The sequence below is a fragment of the Rathayibacter sp. AY1B6 genome (assembly GCF_002932755.1).
Lineage (GTDB): Bacteria > Actinomycetota > Actinomycetes > Actinomycetales > Microbacteriaceae > Rathayibacter.
Map to the genome: position 1 here is coordinate 34,621 of NZ_PSWL01000014.1, position 17,237 is coordinate 51,857.

The following is a 17,237-nucleotide window of genomic DNA, read 5'->3' on the forward strand; positions in this document are numbered from 1 at the left end:
AAGGACCTCCCCCATGCCTGGTGCACTCGTCCTCGCCGGCGGCGGCCTCGCCGGAATCGCCTGGGAGCTCGGCGTCCTCCGCGGCCTCGCCGACGCCTCCCCCGAGGCGGCCCGCCTCCTGCTCGACGCGTCGACGACCTTCATCGGCACCTCCGCCGGCTCCGCGGTCGCCGCGCAGCTGAGCACCGGGACCGGCCTCGACGAGTCGTACGAGTCCCAGCTCCAGGAGGAGTCCGCCGAGATCGGAGCGGACGTCGACGGCGAGCGCCTCCAGGCCCTCTTCGCCGCGGCCGTCGAGGGCGCGACCTCGCCCCAGGACGCGCGGCGCCGCATCGGCACCCTCGCGCTCGAGGCCGAGACGCTCCCCGAGGACACCCGCCGGGCCGTCATCTCCGCCCGCGTGGGCGACGCCGACTGGCCCGAGCAGCGTCTGCTCATCACCGCGGTCGACACGGCCACCGGCGAGCTGCGCGTGTTCGACCGCGAGAGCGGTGTCGGCCTCGTCGACGCGATCTCCGCCAGCTGCGCCGTCCCCGGGGTCTGGCCTCCCGTCAGCATCGACGGCGTCCGCTACATGGACGGCGGCGTGCGCTCCGGCAGCAACGCCGACCTCGCCGCGGGAGCCGACTGGGTCCTGATCGTCACTCCGCTGCCGGGCGTCGGCACGCCCGGCGCGGGCCTCGTCCCGACCGGCGAGCTCGACGCTCTCGCGGACTCGCGGGTCGAGGTGCTCTACGCCGACGAGGAGTCGGTGCGCGCCTTCGGCCCGAACTCGCTCGACCCGGCCGTCCGCGCCGCCTCCGCCCGCGCCGGACGCGCCCAGGGCGCCCGTCTCGCCTCGAGGATCGCCGCGCTGGTCGGCGCCGAGTAGCCGGTCTCAGCGCCGCACGCTGTAGCGCGTGAAGACCGTTCCGTCGGCGAAGCGGTGCTCCTCGCGCAGGTCGAGGCGCGCGTGGAACCCGCACGGGAGGAAGTGGGTCCCGCCGCCCACCGCCACCGGCACCGTGTAGACCTGCACCTCGTCGACGATCCCGGCGAGCAGCGCGTGTCGGGCCAGGGTCGGCCCGCCGATCGAGACGTCGTGGTCGGCGGCGCCGACCTGCGCGGCGACGACGACCGGGTCGAACCCGTTCTCGACGCGGGTGCGGCGGGTGTCGGCCGACTCCAGCGTGGTCGAGTACACGACTTTGTCGGCCGCCCGCCACATCTCCTGGAAGTCGCGGATGAACGCGAACTCCTCCGCGAGGGCCCAGGTCTGCTCCCACGCGCGCATCACCTCGTACATGCGCCGCCCGTACAGGTACGTGCGCACCCGCCCCTCGCGCTCCGTGATGAAGCGGTGCACGGCGGGTCGCGGCTCCGCCCAGGCGAATCCGCCGTCCGCGTCGTTCACGTAGCCGTCGAGCGACGCGATCGAGCTGTAGATGAGCGCGCCCACGTCGGCCTCTCTCCGTGGCCGGCTTCGGGACCGCCCACGGGCGCGAACGTAGGCCCCCCGCCTCCGTCCGGCAATGTCCGCCGGGGGGTTTGGCGCGGATCGACGGGCCGACGCGGCTCCCGCCGGCGCTCCCGGCGGTCGGCGCCCCATCCTGGACCGCGTACCGTGGTCGTGCCGCAGGGAGCGGCCGTGAAGGGTTCGGGATGAAGATCAGCCAGCTGCGCCATTTCGTGGCGGTCGCCGAGGAGCTGCACTTCGTGCGCGCCGCCGAGCGTCTCGGCATCTCACGGCAGAAGCTCGACTCCTCCGTCGCCGCGGTCGAGCTCGACCTCGGCAAGCCGCTCTTCGAGCCCGGTGCCGCCGCGACGACCCTCACCGCGGCCGGGCGGCAGCGCCTCGCCTCGGCCCGCGAGGAGCTGGCCGCTCTCGGCGACGAGCCGGAGGCGGCTCCGAAGTCGGGAGGCAAGGCCAAGGCCTCCAAGGGGACCGGCCGGGCCCCGATCGTGAAGGGCCAGCCGAAGCCCTACAAGCGCCGCCAGTCCCGCTGACGCGGAGCTCCGACCGCCTGAGGGGGTGGGCCCTACCGGGCTCGAACCGATGACATCCACGGTGTAAACGTGGCGCTCTACCAACTGAGCTAAAGGCCCCCGTCGCGGGCGCACCCGCGGACGATCGACACGATCCTACGGCAGGCGGAGCGGCCCCCTGCGGGCACTAGCCTCGGCACATGACCGCCGACAGCGACTCCCGGGCGAGACGGCGCGCCGAGAGCCGCTGGCCCGCCTCCGCCGCGATCCTCGTGGCCGTCGCCCTGAACGTGGCCGGTCACAGCGCCGACACCTCGGTCGTCCGCCTCGTCGCCGCCGGCATCACGCTCGCTCTGCTCGTGCCCCTGTTCGTCGTCAACCCGCGCCGCCTCGACAGCGAGACGCGCTGGTCGCGCGGGGTCTCCATCGCCCTGGCGGTCGTGCTCGCCGTCGCGAACCAGGTGAACGTGGTCGCCGTGGTCGTCGACCTCGTCGACGGGACGGCCGACGGCCCGCCGCTGCTGCTCACCGCGCTCCAGGTCTGGGTCACCAACGTCGTCGCGTACGCGCTGCTGTTCTGGGAGCTCGACCGCGGCGGTCCGGTCGCCCGCGGAACGCTCCCCCGCACCGAGCTGCCGGCGGCCGACTTCGCCTTCCCGCAGGACACCTACCGAGACACCGCGCCCGAGGTCGCCGCGACCTCCTCCGAGCGCGCCGACTGGCGGCCCGGCTTCGTCGACTACCTCTCGGTCTCGACGACGAACACCATGGCGTTCAGCCCGACCGACACGATGCCGCTCTCGAGCCGGATGAAGCTCCTGATGATCGCCGAGGCGTTCACCGGCTTCGTCCTGCTGGCCCTCGTGATCTCGCGGGCCGTCAACATCCTCAGCTGAGGACCGGCGCGATCGGCCTCCGGAGGGTCAGACGTGCGCGGGGGCGAGCGCGTCGATCGCGGCGCGGTAGGCGTCGATCGAGCGCGGCTCGCCCGGGGCCGTCATGAACGTGTCCCGGATGACGCCGGCCTTGTCGATGAGGAAGGTCGCGCGGGTCGCGTAGCCCTTCGCCTCGGTGAACACGCCGTACTGCTTGGCGACGTCGCCGTGCGGCCAGAAGTCGGAGAGGAGCGTGAAGTCGTAGCCCTGCTTCTCGCCCCAGGCGCGCAGCGTGTGCTTGGAGTCGACCGAGATGCCGATCAGCTCCACGTCGGCGTGCTCGAAGAGGGAGAGGTTCTCGCGCAGCGCGCAGAACTCGCCGGTGCAGGTGCCGGAGAAGGCGAGGGGGAAGAACACGAGGGCGACGTTGCGCCGCCCGTGGAAGTCGCCCAGCTGGATGCGCTCGCCGTACTGGTTCGCGAGTTCGAAGTCGGGAGCCAGGGTCAGCTTCTCGAGAGCCATCGGTCCGATGTCCTTCCGTGCGCACGAGAGTCGCGCGAGCACGAGGGGCAATGCTAGACCCGCTCCGCGCAGACTCCAAGGAACAGCCCGTCTCGCCCGATCGCGGGCCGGTCGACGCGTCCCGTCTGGCGCTCTCCTACAGTCGACGGCGCCCATCCGTCGTGGATCACCACAGTGCGGTTCCAGGTTCGGGGCACGGGAATCGCTAGGCTGACGGAGGTGCCCGCGCGCGGCTCGTCATCCGAGCCCCGGATCCGCGGATCCGCACCGCTTCATGAGAGTGATGTCTCGGGCACGATCTGCCCCCAGAGAGAGGTCGAGGGTGACTGTTAACGATCAGGACCCGTATTCCGTCGGTCACGTGGACTCGGACCCCGAGGAAACGTCGGAGTGGAACGAGTCGCTCGATGCGCTCGTCGAGGAGCGGGGCCGGGGTCGCGGGCGCGACGTCATGCTCAGCCTCCTCAAGCGCTCCAAGGAGCTCCACCTCGGCGTGCCGATGGTGCCCACCACGGACTACATCAACACCATCGCGCCCGAGAACGAGCCCGACTTCCCGGGCGACGAGGACGTCGAGCGCCGCTACCGCGCGTGGATCCGCTGGAACGCGGCCATCCTCGTGCACCGCGCGCAGCGTCCCGGCATCGGGGTCGGCGGCCACATCTCGACGTACGCGTCGAGCGCCTCGCTGTACGAGGTCGGCTTCAACCACTTCTTCCGCGGCCAGGACCACCCGGGCGGCGGCGACCAGATCTTCATCCAGGGCCACGCCTCCCCCGGCCCGTACGCGCGCGCCTTCCTCGAGGGACGCCTGAGCGAGCACCAGCTCGACGGCTTCCGCCAGGAGAAGTCGCACCAGGGGGGCGGGCTCTCCAGCTACCCGCACCCGCGCCTCATGCCGGAGTTCTGGCAGTTCCCCACGGTGTCGATGGGCCTCGGCCCGATCAACGCCATCTACCAGGCGCAGGCGAACAAGTACCTCACCAACCGCGGCATCAAGGACGCCTCCGACCAGCAGGTCTGGGCGTTCCTCGGCGACGGCGAGATGGACGAGGTCGAGTCGCGCGGTCAGCTCCAGGTCGCCGCGAACGACGGCCTCGACAACCTGAACTTCATCGTCAACTGCAACCTCCAGCGCCTCGACGGACCCGTGCGCGGCAACGGCAAGATCGTGCAGGAGCTCGAGTCGTACTTCCGCGGCGCGGGCTGGAACGTCATCAAGCTCATCTGGGGCCGCGAGTGGGACGACCTGCTCGCCCGCGACACCGAGGGCGCGCTGCTCGACCTGATGAACAAGACGCCCGACGGCGACTTCCAGACCTACAAGACGGAGGACGGCGCCTACGTCCGCGAGAACTTCTTCGGCCGCGACCCCCGCGCCAAGAAGCTCGTCGAGGGCTACTCCGACGAGCAGATCTGGGGCCTGCGCCGCGGCGGCCACGACTACCGCAAGATCTACGCGGCCATGAAGGCCGCGACCGAGCACAAGGGCCAGCCCACCGTCATCCTCGCCCACACCATCAAGGGCTACGGGCTCGGCCGCAGCTTCGAGGGCCGCAACGCGACCCACCAGATGAAGAAGATGACGCTGGACAACCTCAAGTCGTTCCGCGACACCATGCGCATCCCGATCACGGACGCGCAGCTCGAGGAGAACCCGTACCTCCCGCCGTACTACCACCCCGGTCAGAACGACGAGGCGATCGAGTACCTGCAGGAGCGCCGCCGCGCGCTCGGCGGCTACCTCCCCGAGCGCCGCTCCAAGTACACGCAGCTGAACCTCCCCGAGGACTCGGCGTACGCGGTCGGCAAGAAGGGCTCCGGGACGCAGGAGATCGCCACCACCATGGCGTTCGTCCGCATTTTGAAGGACATCCTCCGCTCGAAGGACTTCGGCAACCGCGTCGTCCCGATCATCCCGGACGAGGCGCGCACCTTCGGCATGGACGCGTTCTTCCCGAACGCGAAGATCTACAACCCCCGCGGCCAGCACTACACGTCGGTCGACCGCGAGCTCCTCCTGGCCTACAAGGAGAGCCCGCAGGGACAGATCCTCCACGTCGGCATCAACGAGGCGGGCGCTCTCGCGGCGTTCACCGCGATCGGCACCTCCTACTCGACGCAGGGCGAGCCGCTCATCCCGGTCTACGTCTTCTACTCGATGTTCGGGTTCCAGCGCACGGGCGACGCGATCTGGGCGGCCGGCGACATGATGTCGCGCGGCTTCATGATCGGCGCCACCGCGGGGCGCACCACGCTGACCGGTGAGGGCCTCCAGCACGCGGACGGGCACTCCCCGATCCTCGCGGCGACCAACCCGGCCGTCGTGAGCTACGACCCGGCCTACGGGTACGAGATCGCGCACATCGTGCAGTCCGGACTCGAGCGCATGTACGGCGGGAAGCACACCGACCCGAACGTCATGTACTACATCACGGTCTACAACGAGCCGATCGTGCAGCCGAAGGAGCCGGAGGACGTCGACGTCGAGGGCATCGTCCGCGGCATCCACCGCATCTCCTGGGGCCAGTGGGACGGGCCGAAGGCCCAGCTCCTCGCCTCGGGCGTCGCGGTGCCGTGGGCGATCGAGGCGCAGAAGCTCCTCGCGGAGGACTGGGGCGTCTCGGCGGACGTCTGGTCGGTCACCTCGTGGAACGAGTTGCGCCGCGACGGCATCAAGGCCGAGCAGCACAACTTCCTCCACCCCGAGGACGCCGAGCAGGTGCCGTACGTGACGCAGAAGCTGGCGGACGCGAAGGGTCCCTTCGTCGCCGTCTCGGACTTCTCGCACCAGGTCCCGGACCAGCTGCGCCAGTTCATCCCGGGCGACTTCGCGACGCTCGGCGCGGACGACTTCGGCTTCTCGGACACCCGTGCAGCGGCGCGGCGCTACTTCCAGATCGACGGCCCCTCGGTCGTCGTGCGGACGCTGCAGCTGCTCGCCAAGCGCGGCGAGGTCGACCCCTCGCTCGCGGTCCAGGCGATCGAGAAGTACCGCCTCCTCGACGTCAACGCCGGCACCACCGGCAACGCGGGCGGCGAGAGCTGACGGACGAGTCCGTGCTCTCGCAGGAACCCGCACCGTCGAGTGCGCGGGGTCCTGCTCCTGCGGCGGAGCGTCCGGCCACCCGGCCGGGCGCTCCCCGCACGAAGGAGCAGACCCTCGCCTGGCTGCGCACCCTCGCCGGTGAGCTCTCGACCCAGACGATCAAGCGCCTCGAGGACACGCTGCCCTGGTACGGCAGCATGCCCCCCGGCCGGCGCTCGGCGGTCGGCCTCGTCGCGCAGGCCGGTATCACGTCGTTCATCTCGTGGTTCGACGACCCGTCGGCCACGCCGTGGATCGCGGCGGACGTGTTCGGAGCAGCTCCCCGCGAGTTATTGCGCTCCGTGTCGCTGACGCAGACGCTGCAGCTGATCAAGGTGACCGTCGAGGTCGTCGAGGACCGGATCAAGAACGGCGGCGAGGACCTCCGCGAGGCGATCCTGCTCTACTCGCGCGAGATCGCCTTCGCCGCGGCCGACGTCTATGCGCGCGCCGCCGAGGCCCGCGGTCTCTGGGACGCGCGCCTGGAGGCGCTGGTCGTCGACTCGATCCTCACGGGCGAGGCCGACGACGAGCTGCCCAGCCGCATCGCCGCCCTCGGCTGGCACGGCCACGGCGAGGTCGCCGTCCTGGTGGGCACCGCTCCCAAGATGCTCGACGTCGACCAGCTGCGCCGCACGGCCCGGCACATGGACGCCGACGTGCTGATCGGCGTGCAGGGCAGCCGTCTCGTCCTGGTCATCGGCCGCGCCGAGCCGAGCGAGAACGCCACGGAGGAGACCGGTCCGCCGGTCGCGTTCCTCGAGATCGCGGAGGCGCTCGAGCCCGGCTTCGGGACGGGCCACCTCGTCCTCGGCCACGAGGTGCCGACCCTGGTCGAAGCGTCCCGCAGCGCCCGCGCGGCACTCGCGGGGTTCGCGGTCGCCCGCTCCTGGCGGAACGCACCGCGACCGGTCAACGCCGACGACCTCCTTCCCGAGCGCGCCCTCGCCGGCGACCCGCTCGCCCGGCAGAGCCTCATCACGCAGATCTACCGGCCCCTGCAGAAGCACTCGACCGAGCTGCTGACCACGCTGTGGGCCTATCTCGACAACGGCCGCTCCCTCGAGGCGACCGCCCGCGAGCTGTTCGTGCATCCGAACACAGTGCGCTACCGCCTCAAGCGGGTCGCCGAGGTGATCGGCTGGGACGCGACGGGCGCCCGCGAGGCGCTTATCCTCCAGTCCGCCCTCATCCTCGGCTCCATGAGCGACCCGGACGGCGCCGTCCGCCGGAAGCCGTCCCGCCGCTGAGCCCCTCTGCTCACTGAAGCCCTCTGCTCACTGAAGCTCCCTGCTCACTGAAGCTCCCTGCTCGCTGAACCCCCCACCCCTGAACACTTGTAGACCCGCGACAAGCTCTTTGTGCTTTGTCAGTGGCTCCACGCGCCGCACGAGCGGGCGCAGATCGGAAGACTGGATACCGTGATCGTCGTCGTCGCCCCGGGTCAGGGCTCCCAGACCCCCGGATTCCTCGCGCCCTGGCTCGAGATCCCCTCCGTGGCCGAGCAGGTCGCCGCGCACTCGGAGGCGGTCGGCATCGACCTCGCCGCGCACGGCACCGTCTCGGACGCGGACACCATCCGCGACACCGCGGTCGCCCAGCCCCTGATCGTCTCCGCGGGCCTCGTGAGCCTCGCCGCCCTCCTCGAGGGCGGACGCCGCGAGCGCATCGCGGGCATCGCCGGCCACTCGGTCGGCGAGATCACCGCGGCCGCCGGAGCCGGAGTCCTCACCGAGGCCGACGCGCTGGTGTTCGTCCGCGAGCGCGCCCGCGCCATGGCCGCTGCGGCCGCCGCCGAGCCGACCGCGATGAGCGCGGTCCTCGGCGGCGACGAGCAGGCCCTGATCACCCGGCTCGACGAGCTCGGCCTCGAGCCGGCCAACTACAACGGCGGCGGGCAGATCGTCGTCGCCGGGGCGGTCGACGCGCTCGAGGCCCTCAAGGCGGAGCCGCTGCGCGGGACCCGCGTGATCCCGCTGCAGGTGGCCGGTGCCTTCCACACCCGCTACATGGCGCCCGCCCGCGACTCCCTCGCCGGCGTCGCCTCCGGGCTGACCCCCTCCGACCCGACGCTCCGGCTCTGGACGAACCGCGACGGGTCGGTCGTCGACTCCGGCGCCGCGTTCCTCGAGCTGCTCGTCGGCCAGGTCGCCTCCCCCGTCCGCTGGGACCTCTGCATGGCGGCCTTCGCCGACGCGGGCGTCACCGGGATCATCGAGCTGGCACCCGCCGGCGCGCTGGTCGGCCTCGCCAAGCGCGGCCTCAAGGGCGTGCCGAGCATCGCCATCACGACCCCCGACGACGTGGACGCCGCCCGCGCCTTCCTCGACGAGCACGCCGCCTAGCAGGAGAGACCCCATGACGACCCCTTCCCTCACCCAGTCCAGCGGCAGCGCGTACACCCGGATCCTCGGCATCGGCGCGGCCCGCGGCGACCTCGTCGTCCCGAACGACGACCTGATCGAGCCGATCAACTCCTCCGACGAGTGGATCCGCCAGCGCACCGGCATCATCGAGCGCCGCCGCGCCTCCGCCGACGTCCACGCGGTCGACCTCGCGACCGCCGCCTCCCTCGAAGCGATCGAGAAGGCGGGCATCCGCCCGGACCAGATCGGCGTCGTGCTCGTCTCCACGATCAGCAACACCGTGCAGACCCCGTCGCTGGCCGCGCTCCTCGCCGACCGCATCGGCGCGAACCCCGCCCCGGCCTACGACATCTCGGCCGCCTGCGCCGGCTACACCTACGGCATCGCCCAGGCGGACTCCTTCATCCGCTCCGGCCTGGCCGAGTACGTGCTCGTCGTCGGAGCCGAGAAGCTGTCCGAGCTGGTCAAGCCGACCGACCGCAGCATCTCCTTCCTCCTCGGCGACGGCGCGGGCGCCGCGGTCGTCGGCCCCAGCGACTCCGCCGGCATCTCGAAGACCGTCTGGGGATCGGACGGCTCGAAGTGGGACACCGTCGGCATGGACAACCCGCTCGCGGCCTACCGCGACGGCACCGCCGAGTGGCCCACCCTCCGCCAGGACGGCCCGTCGGTCTTCCGCTGGGCGGTCTGGGAGATGGCCAAGGTCGCCAAGCAGGCGCTCGCGGAGGCGGGCGTCCAGCCCGAGGACCTCGCCGCCTTCATCCCGCACCAGGCGAACATGCGCATCATCGACGAGCTCGCGAAGCAGCTGAAGCTGCCCGAGACCGTCGCGATCGGCCGCGACATCGAGACCACCGGCAACACCTCCGCCGCGTCGATCCCGCTCGCCACCCACCGCCTGCTCGAGGAGCACCCGGAGCTGCACGGCGGACTCGCGCTGCAGATCGGCTTCGGCGCCGGACTGGTGTTCGGCGCGCAGGTCGTGGTGCTCCCCTGACCGGCGCGACCCCACCCCTAAACTGACCTACGGTCACTGACGAACACCCGAAGAACCCCCAAGGAGAGAACCATGGCACTGTCCAACGAAGAAGTCCTCGCCGGCCTGGCCGAGCTTGTCAACGACGAGACGGGCATCGCCACCGACTCCGTCGAGATGGACAAGTCGTTCACCGACGACCTCGACATCGACTCCATCTCGATGATGACCATCGTCGTCAACGCCGAGGAGAAGTTCGACGTGAAGATCCCGGACGACGAGGTCAAGAACCTCAAGACGGTCGGCGACGCGGTCCGCTTCATCGTCAAGGCGTCCGAGTAGTCGACGCCCGCGCACCCCGTCCTCGTGGCGGACACCCCGGCCGGCGACCGTCGGCCGGGGTGAGCCCGGCACCCATCCCCACGGAACAGAGAAGCTCGTCATGACCAAGAAGATCGTCGTCACCGGAATCGGTGCCAGCACTCCCCTCGGCGGGACCGCCCGGGAGTCCTGGAACGCACTCCTCGCCGGCGAATCAGGTGTCCGCTCCCTCGAGCAGGACTGGGTCGCCCAGTACGACATCCCGGTCACCTTCGCCGCCCAGGCGAAGGTGCGCCCGGAGGAGGTGCTCTCCCGCCCCGAGGCGAAGCGCCTCGACCCCTCCAGCCAGTTCGCGCTCATCTCGGCCCGCGAGGCCTGGGCCGACTCCGGCATCACCGACGTCGACCCGCTCCGCGTGGGCGTCGACTACTCGACCGGCATCGGCGGCCTCTGGACCCTCGTCGACGCGTGGGACACCCTCCGCGAGCGCGGTCCCCGCCGGGTCCTGCCGATGACCATCCCGATGCTCATGCCCAACGCGGCCGCCGCCGCGATCAGCATGGCCATCCCCTCCCGCGCCTACGCCCGCACCGACGTGTCGGCCTGCGCCTCCAGCACCGAGGCCCTCGCGAACGCCTACGAGCACATGCAGCTCGGCCTCGCCGACGTGGTCATCGCCGGCGGCACGGAGTCGGTCGTCCACCCGCTCCCGATCGCCGCCTTCGCGTCGATGCAGGCACTCTCGCGCCGCAACGACGACCCGGCGACCGCCTCGCGCCCCTACGACGTCTCCCGCGACGGCTTCGTCCTCGGAGAGGGCGCCGCGACGCTCATCCTCGAGACCGAGGAGCACGCCCTCGCCCGCGGAGCCCGCATCTACGCGGAGCTCGCCGGCGGCGCCGTCACCAGCGACTCGTACCACATCACCGCACCGGACCCCGAGGGCTCCGCCGCCGCCCGCGCCATGATCGGCGCCCTCGAGCAGGCCGGAGCAGCGCTCACCGACGTCACCCACGTCAACGCCCACGCGACGAGCACCCCGGTCGGCGACATCGCCGAGTACCGCGCCCTGCTGCGCGTCTTCGGCGACCACCTCCCGAACATCGCCGTCTCCGCGACCAAGGCGGCCACCGGCCACCTCCTCGGCGGCACCGGCGCGCTCGAGGCCATCTTCACCGTGCTCGCCCTCCACGAGCGCACCGCACCTCCCACCATCAACCTCTTCGAGCAGGACCCCCAGATCCTCCTCGACGTCGTCACCAGCCCCCGCGCCCTCGGCGACGGACCGCTGGTCGCCATCTCGAACTCGTTCGGGTTCGGGGGGCACAATGCTGTTGCCGCTTTCCGGACGGTGTAGCGGGGCGTAGCCCCGCTCCACCGTTCGGAGAGCGGGCTGCGCCGCTCCTTGCGCGGCGCAGGCGCGTCCGCTGGGGAGGGGGGTCGGGTCTCCGAGGGCCGGTGCGGTGCGGCGACGGTGATCCGCTGGAACGCGGATCCCCGGATACGCCTCGTGTCGCGAGGGACCTGCACCACCGTGCGGGTCGGCGCTGGTGGCCACACCGTGCTGGTGGGAGCGCGGGCTTCGCCGCGACTCGGGTCGCATGCTCCGATCACGGAAGCTGTCCGAGTGGGAGCGCGGGCTTCGCCGCGACTCGGGTCGGACGCTTCGGTTCACGCAGCTGAGCTCGAGGGGAGCGCGGGCTTCGCCGCGGCTCGGTCCGATCGTGTCGTGCAGAACATCGGTGCGGGCGACCGCGCAAGGACCACGCCGCCCTCTGCCGGCTCGTGTGGCCCCTGCCGACGTCCAGGTCGCCGATGCCTGAGGCGCGAGCAGCACCCGCGAGGCGTATCCGACGATCGTCAGCTTATCCGCGTCGCCGAACGCGAGACGCCCTACGGAAGCCGACCACCTCCCCGAGCCGACCGCGCGACGCCGCACAGGGAACGGCGTCGGATCAGCTCACCCGACCCCGTGCATCCAGACGACGGGGGCGAAATCGCCGCCGTAGCGGAAGGGCTCGAGCTCGTCCTCCCAGGCCTGGCCGAGGGCGAGGCGCAGCTCGCGGTGCAGCTCGATGGGGTCGGCGCCGGCGAGCTCCATGGCGGAGCGGATGCGGTCCTCGGGCACGACGGTGTTGCCCGCGCTGTCGGTCTGGGCGTAGAAGATGCCGAGCTCGGGCGTGTGCATCCAGCGGCCGCCGTCGACGCCGGGCGAGGGCTCCTCGGTGACCTCGTAGCGGACGTCGGCCCAGCCGCGGAGGGCGGACGCGATGACCGCACCGGTTCCGACAGGGCCTTCCCAGGCGAACTCGGCGCGCAGCGTGCTGCGGAGCACGGGCTGCTCGATCCAGGCGAAGTTCACGGCACGACCGAGAGCGCGACCTGTCCCCCACTCGAGGTGGGGGCAGAGCGCGCGGGGGGCGGAGTGCACGAAGAGCACACCCCGAGTCTGCTGCGCCACCATGGTGTCCTCCGTTCGTCCCGGTGCGTCTTCCCCAACGACCCGGACCACGGAACACTCTGCGGTGCGCCTTCTTCGATTATGACGGCGGACGTGCCACCACGCCCGATCATGCAGGAGCGGCGGACCTCCGTCAAGGCGGCTCGCCGCGCCTGCTCGACCGGCCGCGTCCGGCTCCTGCCTATACTCGGGTCGTCCGCGCCGCCGGACGCCGCACACCGCCAGACGCCCGCCGGGAGGAGCACCGTGTCCGTCCGCGACGGCCTGCTCGCCCTGCTCACGCTCGGCCCCGCCTACGGCCTCCAGCTGCACGCCGAGCTCCTCGACCGTGCCGCGCACCGGCCGCGGGTCAACGTCGGCCAGATCTACTCGACGCTCGAGCGCCTGCGCGAGCGCGGCCTCGTCGTCTCGGCCGGGTCCACCGACGACGGCCTCCCCCTGCACGCGCTCACCGACGAGGGCCGCACGGAGGCCGCCGCCTGGCTGACGGGTGACGGAGCGTCCCCGGAGGAGGACTGGGACGACGTCCTCGACCGGGTGATGCTGGCGTCGAGCCTGTCCGGCGCCGACCTCGCCGCCGTCCTCGACGCGTACGAGAGCGCGCTGCCCGCCACCGCCGACGAGCAGGCGGAGGAGGAGGACCCGCACCCGCAGCGCCGCCTCGCCGCGATCGCCGCCCGCGTGCGGGAGGAGTCCCTGCGTCGCCTCCTCGTGGCGGCCCGCGACGAGCTCACGGGCGACGGGCCGGGACGGGGCGTCCGCGGGTACGCCCTCGAGCGTCCCCGCCGGGGCCGTCGCGCCTCGAGCCGGGACGAGACAGGCACGGGTGCCGTCGCCTAGGGTGGTTCGCATGTCCCGCACCCCCCTCGGTCTCCGCGTCCCCTCCCGGGCGCGCCGGCGCCTCGTCGCCGCCGGAGCGGGCACGGTCCTCGTCCTGTGCGCCGCCCTCGCCGCACCGCTCTCCGCGTCCGCCGCCTACGACCCGTCCGACTACCCCTCGTGGTCCGATGTCGAAGCCGCGAAGTCGAGCGAGAGCGCCACCGCCGCCGAGGTCGACCGCATCACCGCCTTCCTCGCCGACCTGCGCGACCAGGCCGCCGCTCTCACCGACGCCGCCATCAGCCGCGCCGCCGAGGCGGACGCCGCGCAGAGCGCTCTCGACGAGGCGACCCAGCGCGTGAGCGCCCTGGAGGAGCGGGCCTCCGCCGCCCGCTCGGACGCCGACGCCGCGAAGGAGCAGGCCGGCCGCCTCGCCGCGCAGCTCTACCGCAACGGCGGGACCGATGCGACGCTGAACCTCCTCATCGGCGGCGACGCGTCGAGCGAGCTGCTCTACCGCCTCGGCACCATGACGCAGCTCACCCAGCAGACCAGCCGGCTCCAGACCGCGGCGCAGTCGACCGAGAACCAGGCCGTCTCCCTCGCCGCCCAGGCCGAGCAGGCCCGGGGCGAGCGCGTCTCCCTCGCCTCTGCCGCGGCCGACGCGCTCTCGGCCGCCCGCTCCGCTCAGGCCGAGGCCGACGCCAAGGTCGCCGACCAGGAGAAGTACAGCCAGGAGCTCTACACCCAGCTCGCCTCGCTCAAGAACACCACCGCCGAGGTCGAGCGGGAGTACGCCGACGGCCAGGACGCGAAGTCGGCCTTCGAGGAGCAGCAGCGCCTCTCCCGCCTCGCCGCCGAGGCCGAGGCCGCCCGCCAGCGCGCGGCGTCGGCCCCCGCCGCGGCCGCGGCTCCGGCAGCGCCCTCCAACAGCGGAGGCGGTGGCGGCGGCGGCCCGGTCGAGCTCGGCGACGACGACCCGACAGGCGCGCGCAACAGCTCCGCCAAGACCATCGCCGCCCTCGGCACCTACGCCGGCCGCACCGACGGCCTCTCCCCCGCGCAGGCCCAGGCCTACGCCCGCACCGCCGTCGGCCGCTTCGGCTGGGGCGCGGACCAGGTCGACCGATGCCTCATCCCGCTGTGGAACGGCGAGTCGGGATGGCGCTGGAACGCGTTGAACCGCTCCTCCGGCGCCTACGGCATCCCCCAGGCCCTGCCGGCGAGCAAGATGGCCAACTCGGGAGCCGACTACCAGACGAACGCGGCGACGCAGGTCGACTGGGGGCTCTCCTACATCAAGAGCGCCTACGGCTCGCCCTGCAACGCGTGGTCGAGCTGGAACAGCCGCTCGCCGCACTGGTACTGAGCCCGCGCCTCACTTCGCCTGGTCGTAGGAGTCGACCACGGCGACGGTGACCGGGAAGTCGACCTCGCCCTCCCCGAAGAGCGAGCGTCCGGCGCGCACCGCCGCCTCGCGGACGATCGCGGCGACCCGCTCGCCGGCGTCGGCGGGAGCGTGCACGATCACCTCGTCGTGCAGGAAGTAGACGAGGTGCGCCCGGCCGACCGCGCCGCCCTCAGCTCGCAGTCGTGCCCGCAGCTCGCCCATCCAGCACAGCGCCCACTCGGCCGCGGTCCCCTGCACCACGAAGTTGCGGGTGAAGCGCCCCCACTCGCGCGCTCGCGCCGCATCGGTCGAGAGCCCCTCGGGCCCGGGAGGCGAGCTGCGCCCGAGCCGCGTCGAGACGCTCTCGCCGCGCTCCCCCGCCCGCGCCGCCGCCTCGACGTGTGCGACCGAGCGCGGGTAGGCGCGGGCCAGCCTCGGGAGCAGCCGCCCGGCCTCGCCGCTCGTCGCTCCGTACATCGCCCCCAGCATCGCGACCTTCGCCCGCGGTCGATCGGGGACCACGCCGGCGTCGACGATGCCCTGGTAGAGGTCGCGGCCCCGCCCCGCGGCGGCCATGGCCGAGTCGCCCGAGAGCGCGGCGAGGATGCGCGGCTCGAGCTGCGCCGCATCCGCGACCACGAGGCTCCAGCCCGTGTCCGCGGTGACCGCGGCGCGGATCTGCCGCGGCAGCTGCAGCGCCCCTCCGCCCGAGGTCGCCCAGCGGCCGGTGACGACGCCGCCCACCACGTACTCCGGGCGGAACCGCCCGTCGCGCACCCACGCGTCGAGCCAGGCCCAGCCGTTGGCGGTGAGGAGGCGGGAGAGCTTCTTGTACTCCAGGAGCGGCGGCACCGCGGGGTGCTCGATGGACTGCAGCTCCCAGGAGCGCGTCGACTCGACCGGCAGTCCCGCGCGTCGCAGCGCCTTGAGGAGCTCGGCGGGCGAGTCGGGGTTGAGCTCGGGCGCGCCGAGCGCGTCGCGCAGGCGGCCGGCCAGCGCCTCCAGCCTGGCCGGGCGGCCGCCGAAGAGCGGGCGGGGGCCGAGCATCCCGGTGAGCACCCGGTCGTGCACGTCGGCGCGCCAGGGCAGTCCTGCATGGGCGATCTCGCGCGCGATCAGCGCGCCGACGGACTCGGCGGCGAGCAGCAGGCGGAGCCGGCCGGCCTCGACGGCGCCGGCGAGCGCCTCCTCCTGACGGGCGAGCTCGAGGACGGGGTCGAGCTCGTCGGAGCCGCCCGCCGCCTCCTCGAACCCGATCAGCGTGTCCAGCGCGGCGGGGGCTGCGGCTCCCGCGTCCCACGGGTCGAGGGGCGAGCGCGCGAGAGCCGATCCGGCGGCGGCGACGGATCGGCGGAGGATCGCGCGGGCCAGCCGGAGGTCGTGGCACCGGGCGACGACCACCCCGGCCGACAGCAGTGCGGGGTACCACCGCGCGGTGTCGTCCCACACCCAGCGCGGGCGCTCCGGCTCCCGCTCCCGGACGAACGCCGCCAGCTCGCCCGGACCCCGACCGCTCCCGGCCTCGGCGCCGCCGACGGGGTCGACCGCCCGCCACGCCCCGGTGGGGCCGCCGACGAGTGCGAGGAGCATCGGGCCATTCTCCCCCGTGGCGGACACGGAGGCCGCCGTCGCGGGGACGGCCGGGCCCCTGATCGCGGGAGGAGTCACGACGACGGCCGCGAGGGCGGGTAGCCGGGGAACGGCTTCTCCTGCGCCGTCGGCGGCTGATGGGCCCACAGGGCGGCCGCGATGGTGTCCATCGAGCGGGAGTAGCCCACGAGCGTCCGCTTCTCCGGCTCGGCCGCCCAGGTGACCGCGCGGAACCAGGTCTCGCGGTACGGGCCGGTCTCGATGCGGCGCACCAGGCCGATCCTGCCGGTGCGCAGGGCGTCGACCATCACCCACTCGTCCTGCCCGCTGCTGCGCAGCATCTGGAGCGGACTCCACTCGATCATCGCGCCTCCCACCGGTCGATCCGCGGCCGTGGCGAGCACGAGCGCCGCGGCGTACACTCGCAGACTATCGAACACATGTTCGAACGGCCAACCGGGTCCGGCGAGTGAACGGGAGCACGACGATGGCGGTGATCGACGAGACGGCGCTGGTCTCGACCGACGGCGAGGGAGTGCCGATCGCGCTCGAGTGGCGGGGCGGGAGCTACCGCGTGACCGACCGGCCGACGGTGTGGACCTGCACGAGCGAGTGGTGGGCGCCCCTCGAGGGGTTCCCACCGACGTTCGGGCGCACGCCGGTGAGCATCGGCGGCTGGCGCTTCCAGGCGACGGACCTCGAGACCGGCGGAGCGTTCGTGCTCGACGTGGTCGCGTCGACGGATCCGCAGTGGAGCGTGGTGCGGATCTACGAGTAGTGCCGGCGCGAGGCCGGCCGGGAGGCTACTTGTCGGCCGACCAGGGAGCCCGCGTCATGGCGATGAGAGCCGCGACACCGGAGACG

General features: G+C 72.6%; 17 protein-coding genes and 1 tRNA gene. 12 read left to right on the top strand and 6 right to left on the bottom strand.

What is annotated here, in order from left to right; genetic code table 11:
- Window positions 1–13: 13 nt before the first annotated feature.
- On the top strand, window positions 14–871 hold the full coding sequence (locus tag C5D08_RS09195) for a patatin-like phospholipase family protein (protein WP_104276786.1): 858 nt from the start codon (window positions 14–16) through the stop codon (window positions 869–871).
- A 6-nt stretch (window positions 872–877) separates the two neighbouring features.
- Here C5D08_RS09195 and C5D08_RS09200 read toward each other — a convergent pair whose 3' ends face one another.
- Entirely contained in the window at window positions 878–1,438 is a 561-nt protein-coding gene (locus C5D08_RS09200) for a dihydrofolate reductase family protein (protein ID WP_104276787.1), read from the bottom strand.
- A gap of 203 nt (window positions 1,439–1,641) precedes the next feature.
- On the opposite strand from C5D08_RS09200, the gene C5D08_RS09205 reads away from it, so the two are divergent.
- Window positions 1,642–1,986, top strand: coding sequence for a LysR family transcriptional regulator (locus C5D08_RS09205; RefSeq protein ID WP_104223469.1), 345 nt, complete (start codon window positions 1,642–1,644; stop codon window positions 1,984–1,986).
- 26 nt (window positions 1,987–2,012) lie between these two features.
- On the opposite strand, the gene C5D08_RS09210 is transcribed toward C5D08_RS09205, so the two are convergent.
- Window positions 2,013–2,085: transfer RNA gene (locus tag C5D08_RS09210), tRNA-Val, on the bottom strand.
- An 80-nt stretch (window positions 2,086–2,165) separates the two neighbouring features.
- On the opposite strand from C5D08_RS09210, the gene C5D08_RS09215 reads away from it, so the two are divergent.
- Complete coding sequence (locus C5D08_RS09215; protein WP_104276788.1) at window positions 2,166–2,861, top strand: hypothetical protein; 696 nt, start codon at window positions 2,166–2,168, stop codon at window positions 2,859–2,861.
- A gap of 27 nt (window positions 2,862–2,888) precedes the next feature.
- Here the strand turns inward: C5D08_RS09215 and C5D08_RS09220 are convergent, their stop codons facing one another.
- Complete coding sequence (locus C5D08_RS09220; RefSeq protein WP_104238203.1) at window positions 2,889–3,362, bottom strand: peroxiredoxin; 474 nt, start codon at window positions 3,360–3,362, stop codon at window positions 2,889–2,891.
- A gap of 322 nt (window positions 3,363–3,684) precedes the next feature.
- Between C5D08_RS09220 and aceE the strand changes: the two genes are divergently transcribed.
- The 6 genes from aceE (at window position 3,685) to C5D08_RS09250 (ending at window position 11,470) form a co-directional block, all read left to right on the top strand.
- On the top strand, window positions 3,685–6,411 hold the full coding sequence (aceE, locus tag C5D08_RS09225) for a pyruvate dehydrogenase (acetyl-transferring), homodimeric type (protein WP_104276789.1): 2,727 nt from the start codon (window positions 3,685–3,687) through the stop codon (window positions 6,409–6,411).
- A 122-nt stretch (window positions 6,412–6,533) separates the two neighbouring features.
- Window positions 6,534–7,700, top strand: coding sequence for a CdaR family transcriptional regulator (locus tag C5D08_RS09230; RefSeq protein ID WP_181027189.1), 1,167 nt, complete (start codon window positions 6,534–6,536; stop codon window positions 7,698–7,700).
- A gap of 171 nt (window positions 7,701–7,871) precedes the next feature.
- Complete coding sequence (locus C5D08_RS09235) at window positions 7,872–8,795, top strand: ACP S-malonyltransferase (protein WP_104276790.1); 924 nt, start codon at window positions 7,872–7,874, stop codon at window positions 8,793–8,795.
- Between the two features lie 13 nt (window positions 8,796–8,808).
- Window positions 8,809–9,813: a beta-ketoacyl-ACP synthase III gene (locus tag C5D08_RS09240; protein ID WP_104276791.1), complete on the top strand. Its 1,005-nt coding sequence runs from the start codon at window positions 8,809–8,811 to the stop codon at window positions 9,811–9,813.
- 72 nt (window positions 9,814–9,885) lie between these two features.
- Entirely contained in the window at window positions 9,886–10,134 is a 249-nt protein-coding gene (locus C5D08_RS09245; RefSeq protein WP_104223463.1) for an acyl carrier protein, read from the top strand.
- A 100-nt stretch (window positions 10,135–10,234) separates the two neighbouring features.
- Window positions 10,235–11,470, top strand: coding sequence for a beta-ketoacyl synthase (locus C5D08_RS09250; RefSeq protein ID WP_104276792.1), 1,236 nt, complete (start codon window positions 10,235–10,237; stop codon window positions 11,468–11,470).
- Between the two features lie 603 nt (window positions 11,471–12,073).
- On the opposite strand, the gene C5D08_RS09255 is transcribed toward C5D08_RS09250, so the two are convergent.
- Window positions 12,074–12,577 (bottom strand): DUF3145 domain-containing protein, encoded by a 504-nt coding sequence (locus C5D08_RS09255; RefSeq protein ID WP_104226674.1) that lies wholly within the window; start codon window positions 12,575–12,577, stop codon window positions 12,074–12,076.
- 243 nt (window positions 12,578–12,820) lie between these two features.
- Here C5D08_RS09255 and C5D08_RS09260 point away from each other — a divergent pair, with 243 nt between their 5' ends.
- Together C5D08_RS09260 and C5D08_RS09265 are read left to right on the top strand one after the other, a co-directional pair.
- Window positions 12,821–13,414 (top strand): PadR family transcriptional regulator, encoded by a 594-nt coding sequence (locus C5D08_RS09260; protein ID WP_181110088.1) that lies wholly within the window; start codon window positions 12,821–12,823, stop codon window positions 13,412–13,414.
- A 10-nt stretch (window positions 13,415–13,424) separates the two neighbouring features.
- Window positions 13,425–14,762: a hypothetical protein gene (locus C5D08_RS09265; RefSeq protein ID WP_104276794.1), complete on the top strand. Its 1,338-nt coding sequence runs from the start codon at window positions 13,425–13,427 to the stop codon at window positions 14,760–14,762.
- A gap of 9 nt (window positions 14,763–14,771) precedes the next feature.
- Here the strand turns inward: C5D08_RS09265 and C5D08_RS09270 are convergent, their stop codons facing one another.
- Together C5D08_RS09270 and C5D08_RS09275 are read right to left on the bottom strand one after the other, a co-directional pair.
- Window positions 14,772–16,373 carry a bifunctional 3'-5' exonuclease/DNA polymerase gene (locus C5D08_RS09270; protein WP_104276795.1) on the bottom strand — a complete coding sequence of 534 codons (1,602 nt, stop codon included), beginning with the start codon at window positions 16,371–16,373 and terminating at the stop codon, window positions 14,772–14,774.
- A 74-nt stretch (window positions 16,374–16,447) separates the two neighbouring features.
- Window positions 16,448–16,738: a hypothetical protein gene (locus tag C5D08_RS09275; protein ID WP_146087936.1), complete on the bottom strand. Its 291-nt coding sequence runs from the start codon at window positions 16,736–16,738 to the stop codon at window positions 16,448–16,450.
- 104 nt (window positions 16,739–16,842) lie between these two features.
- Here C5D08_RS09275 and C5D08_RS09280 point away from each other — a divergent pair, with 104 nt between their 5' ends.
- Window positions 16,843–17,151 (top strand): hypothetical protein, encoded by a 309-nt coding sequence (locus tag C5D08_RS09280; RefSeq protein WP_146086074.1) that lies wholly within the window; start codon window positions 16,843–16,845, stop codon window positions 17,149–17,151.
- Window positions 17,152–17,237: the final 86 nt, after the last annotated feature.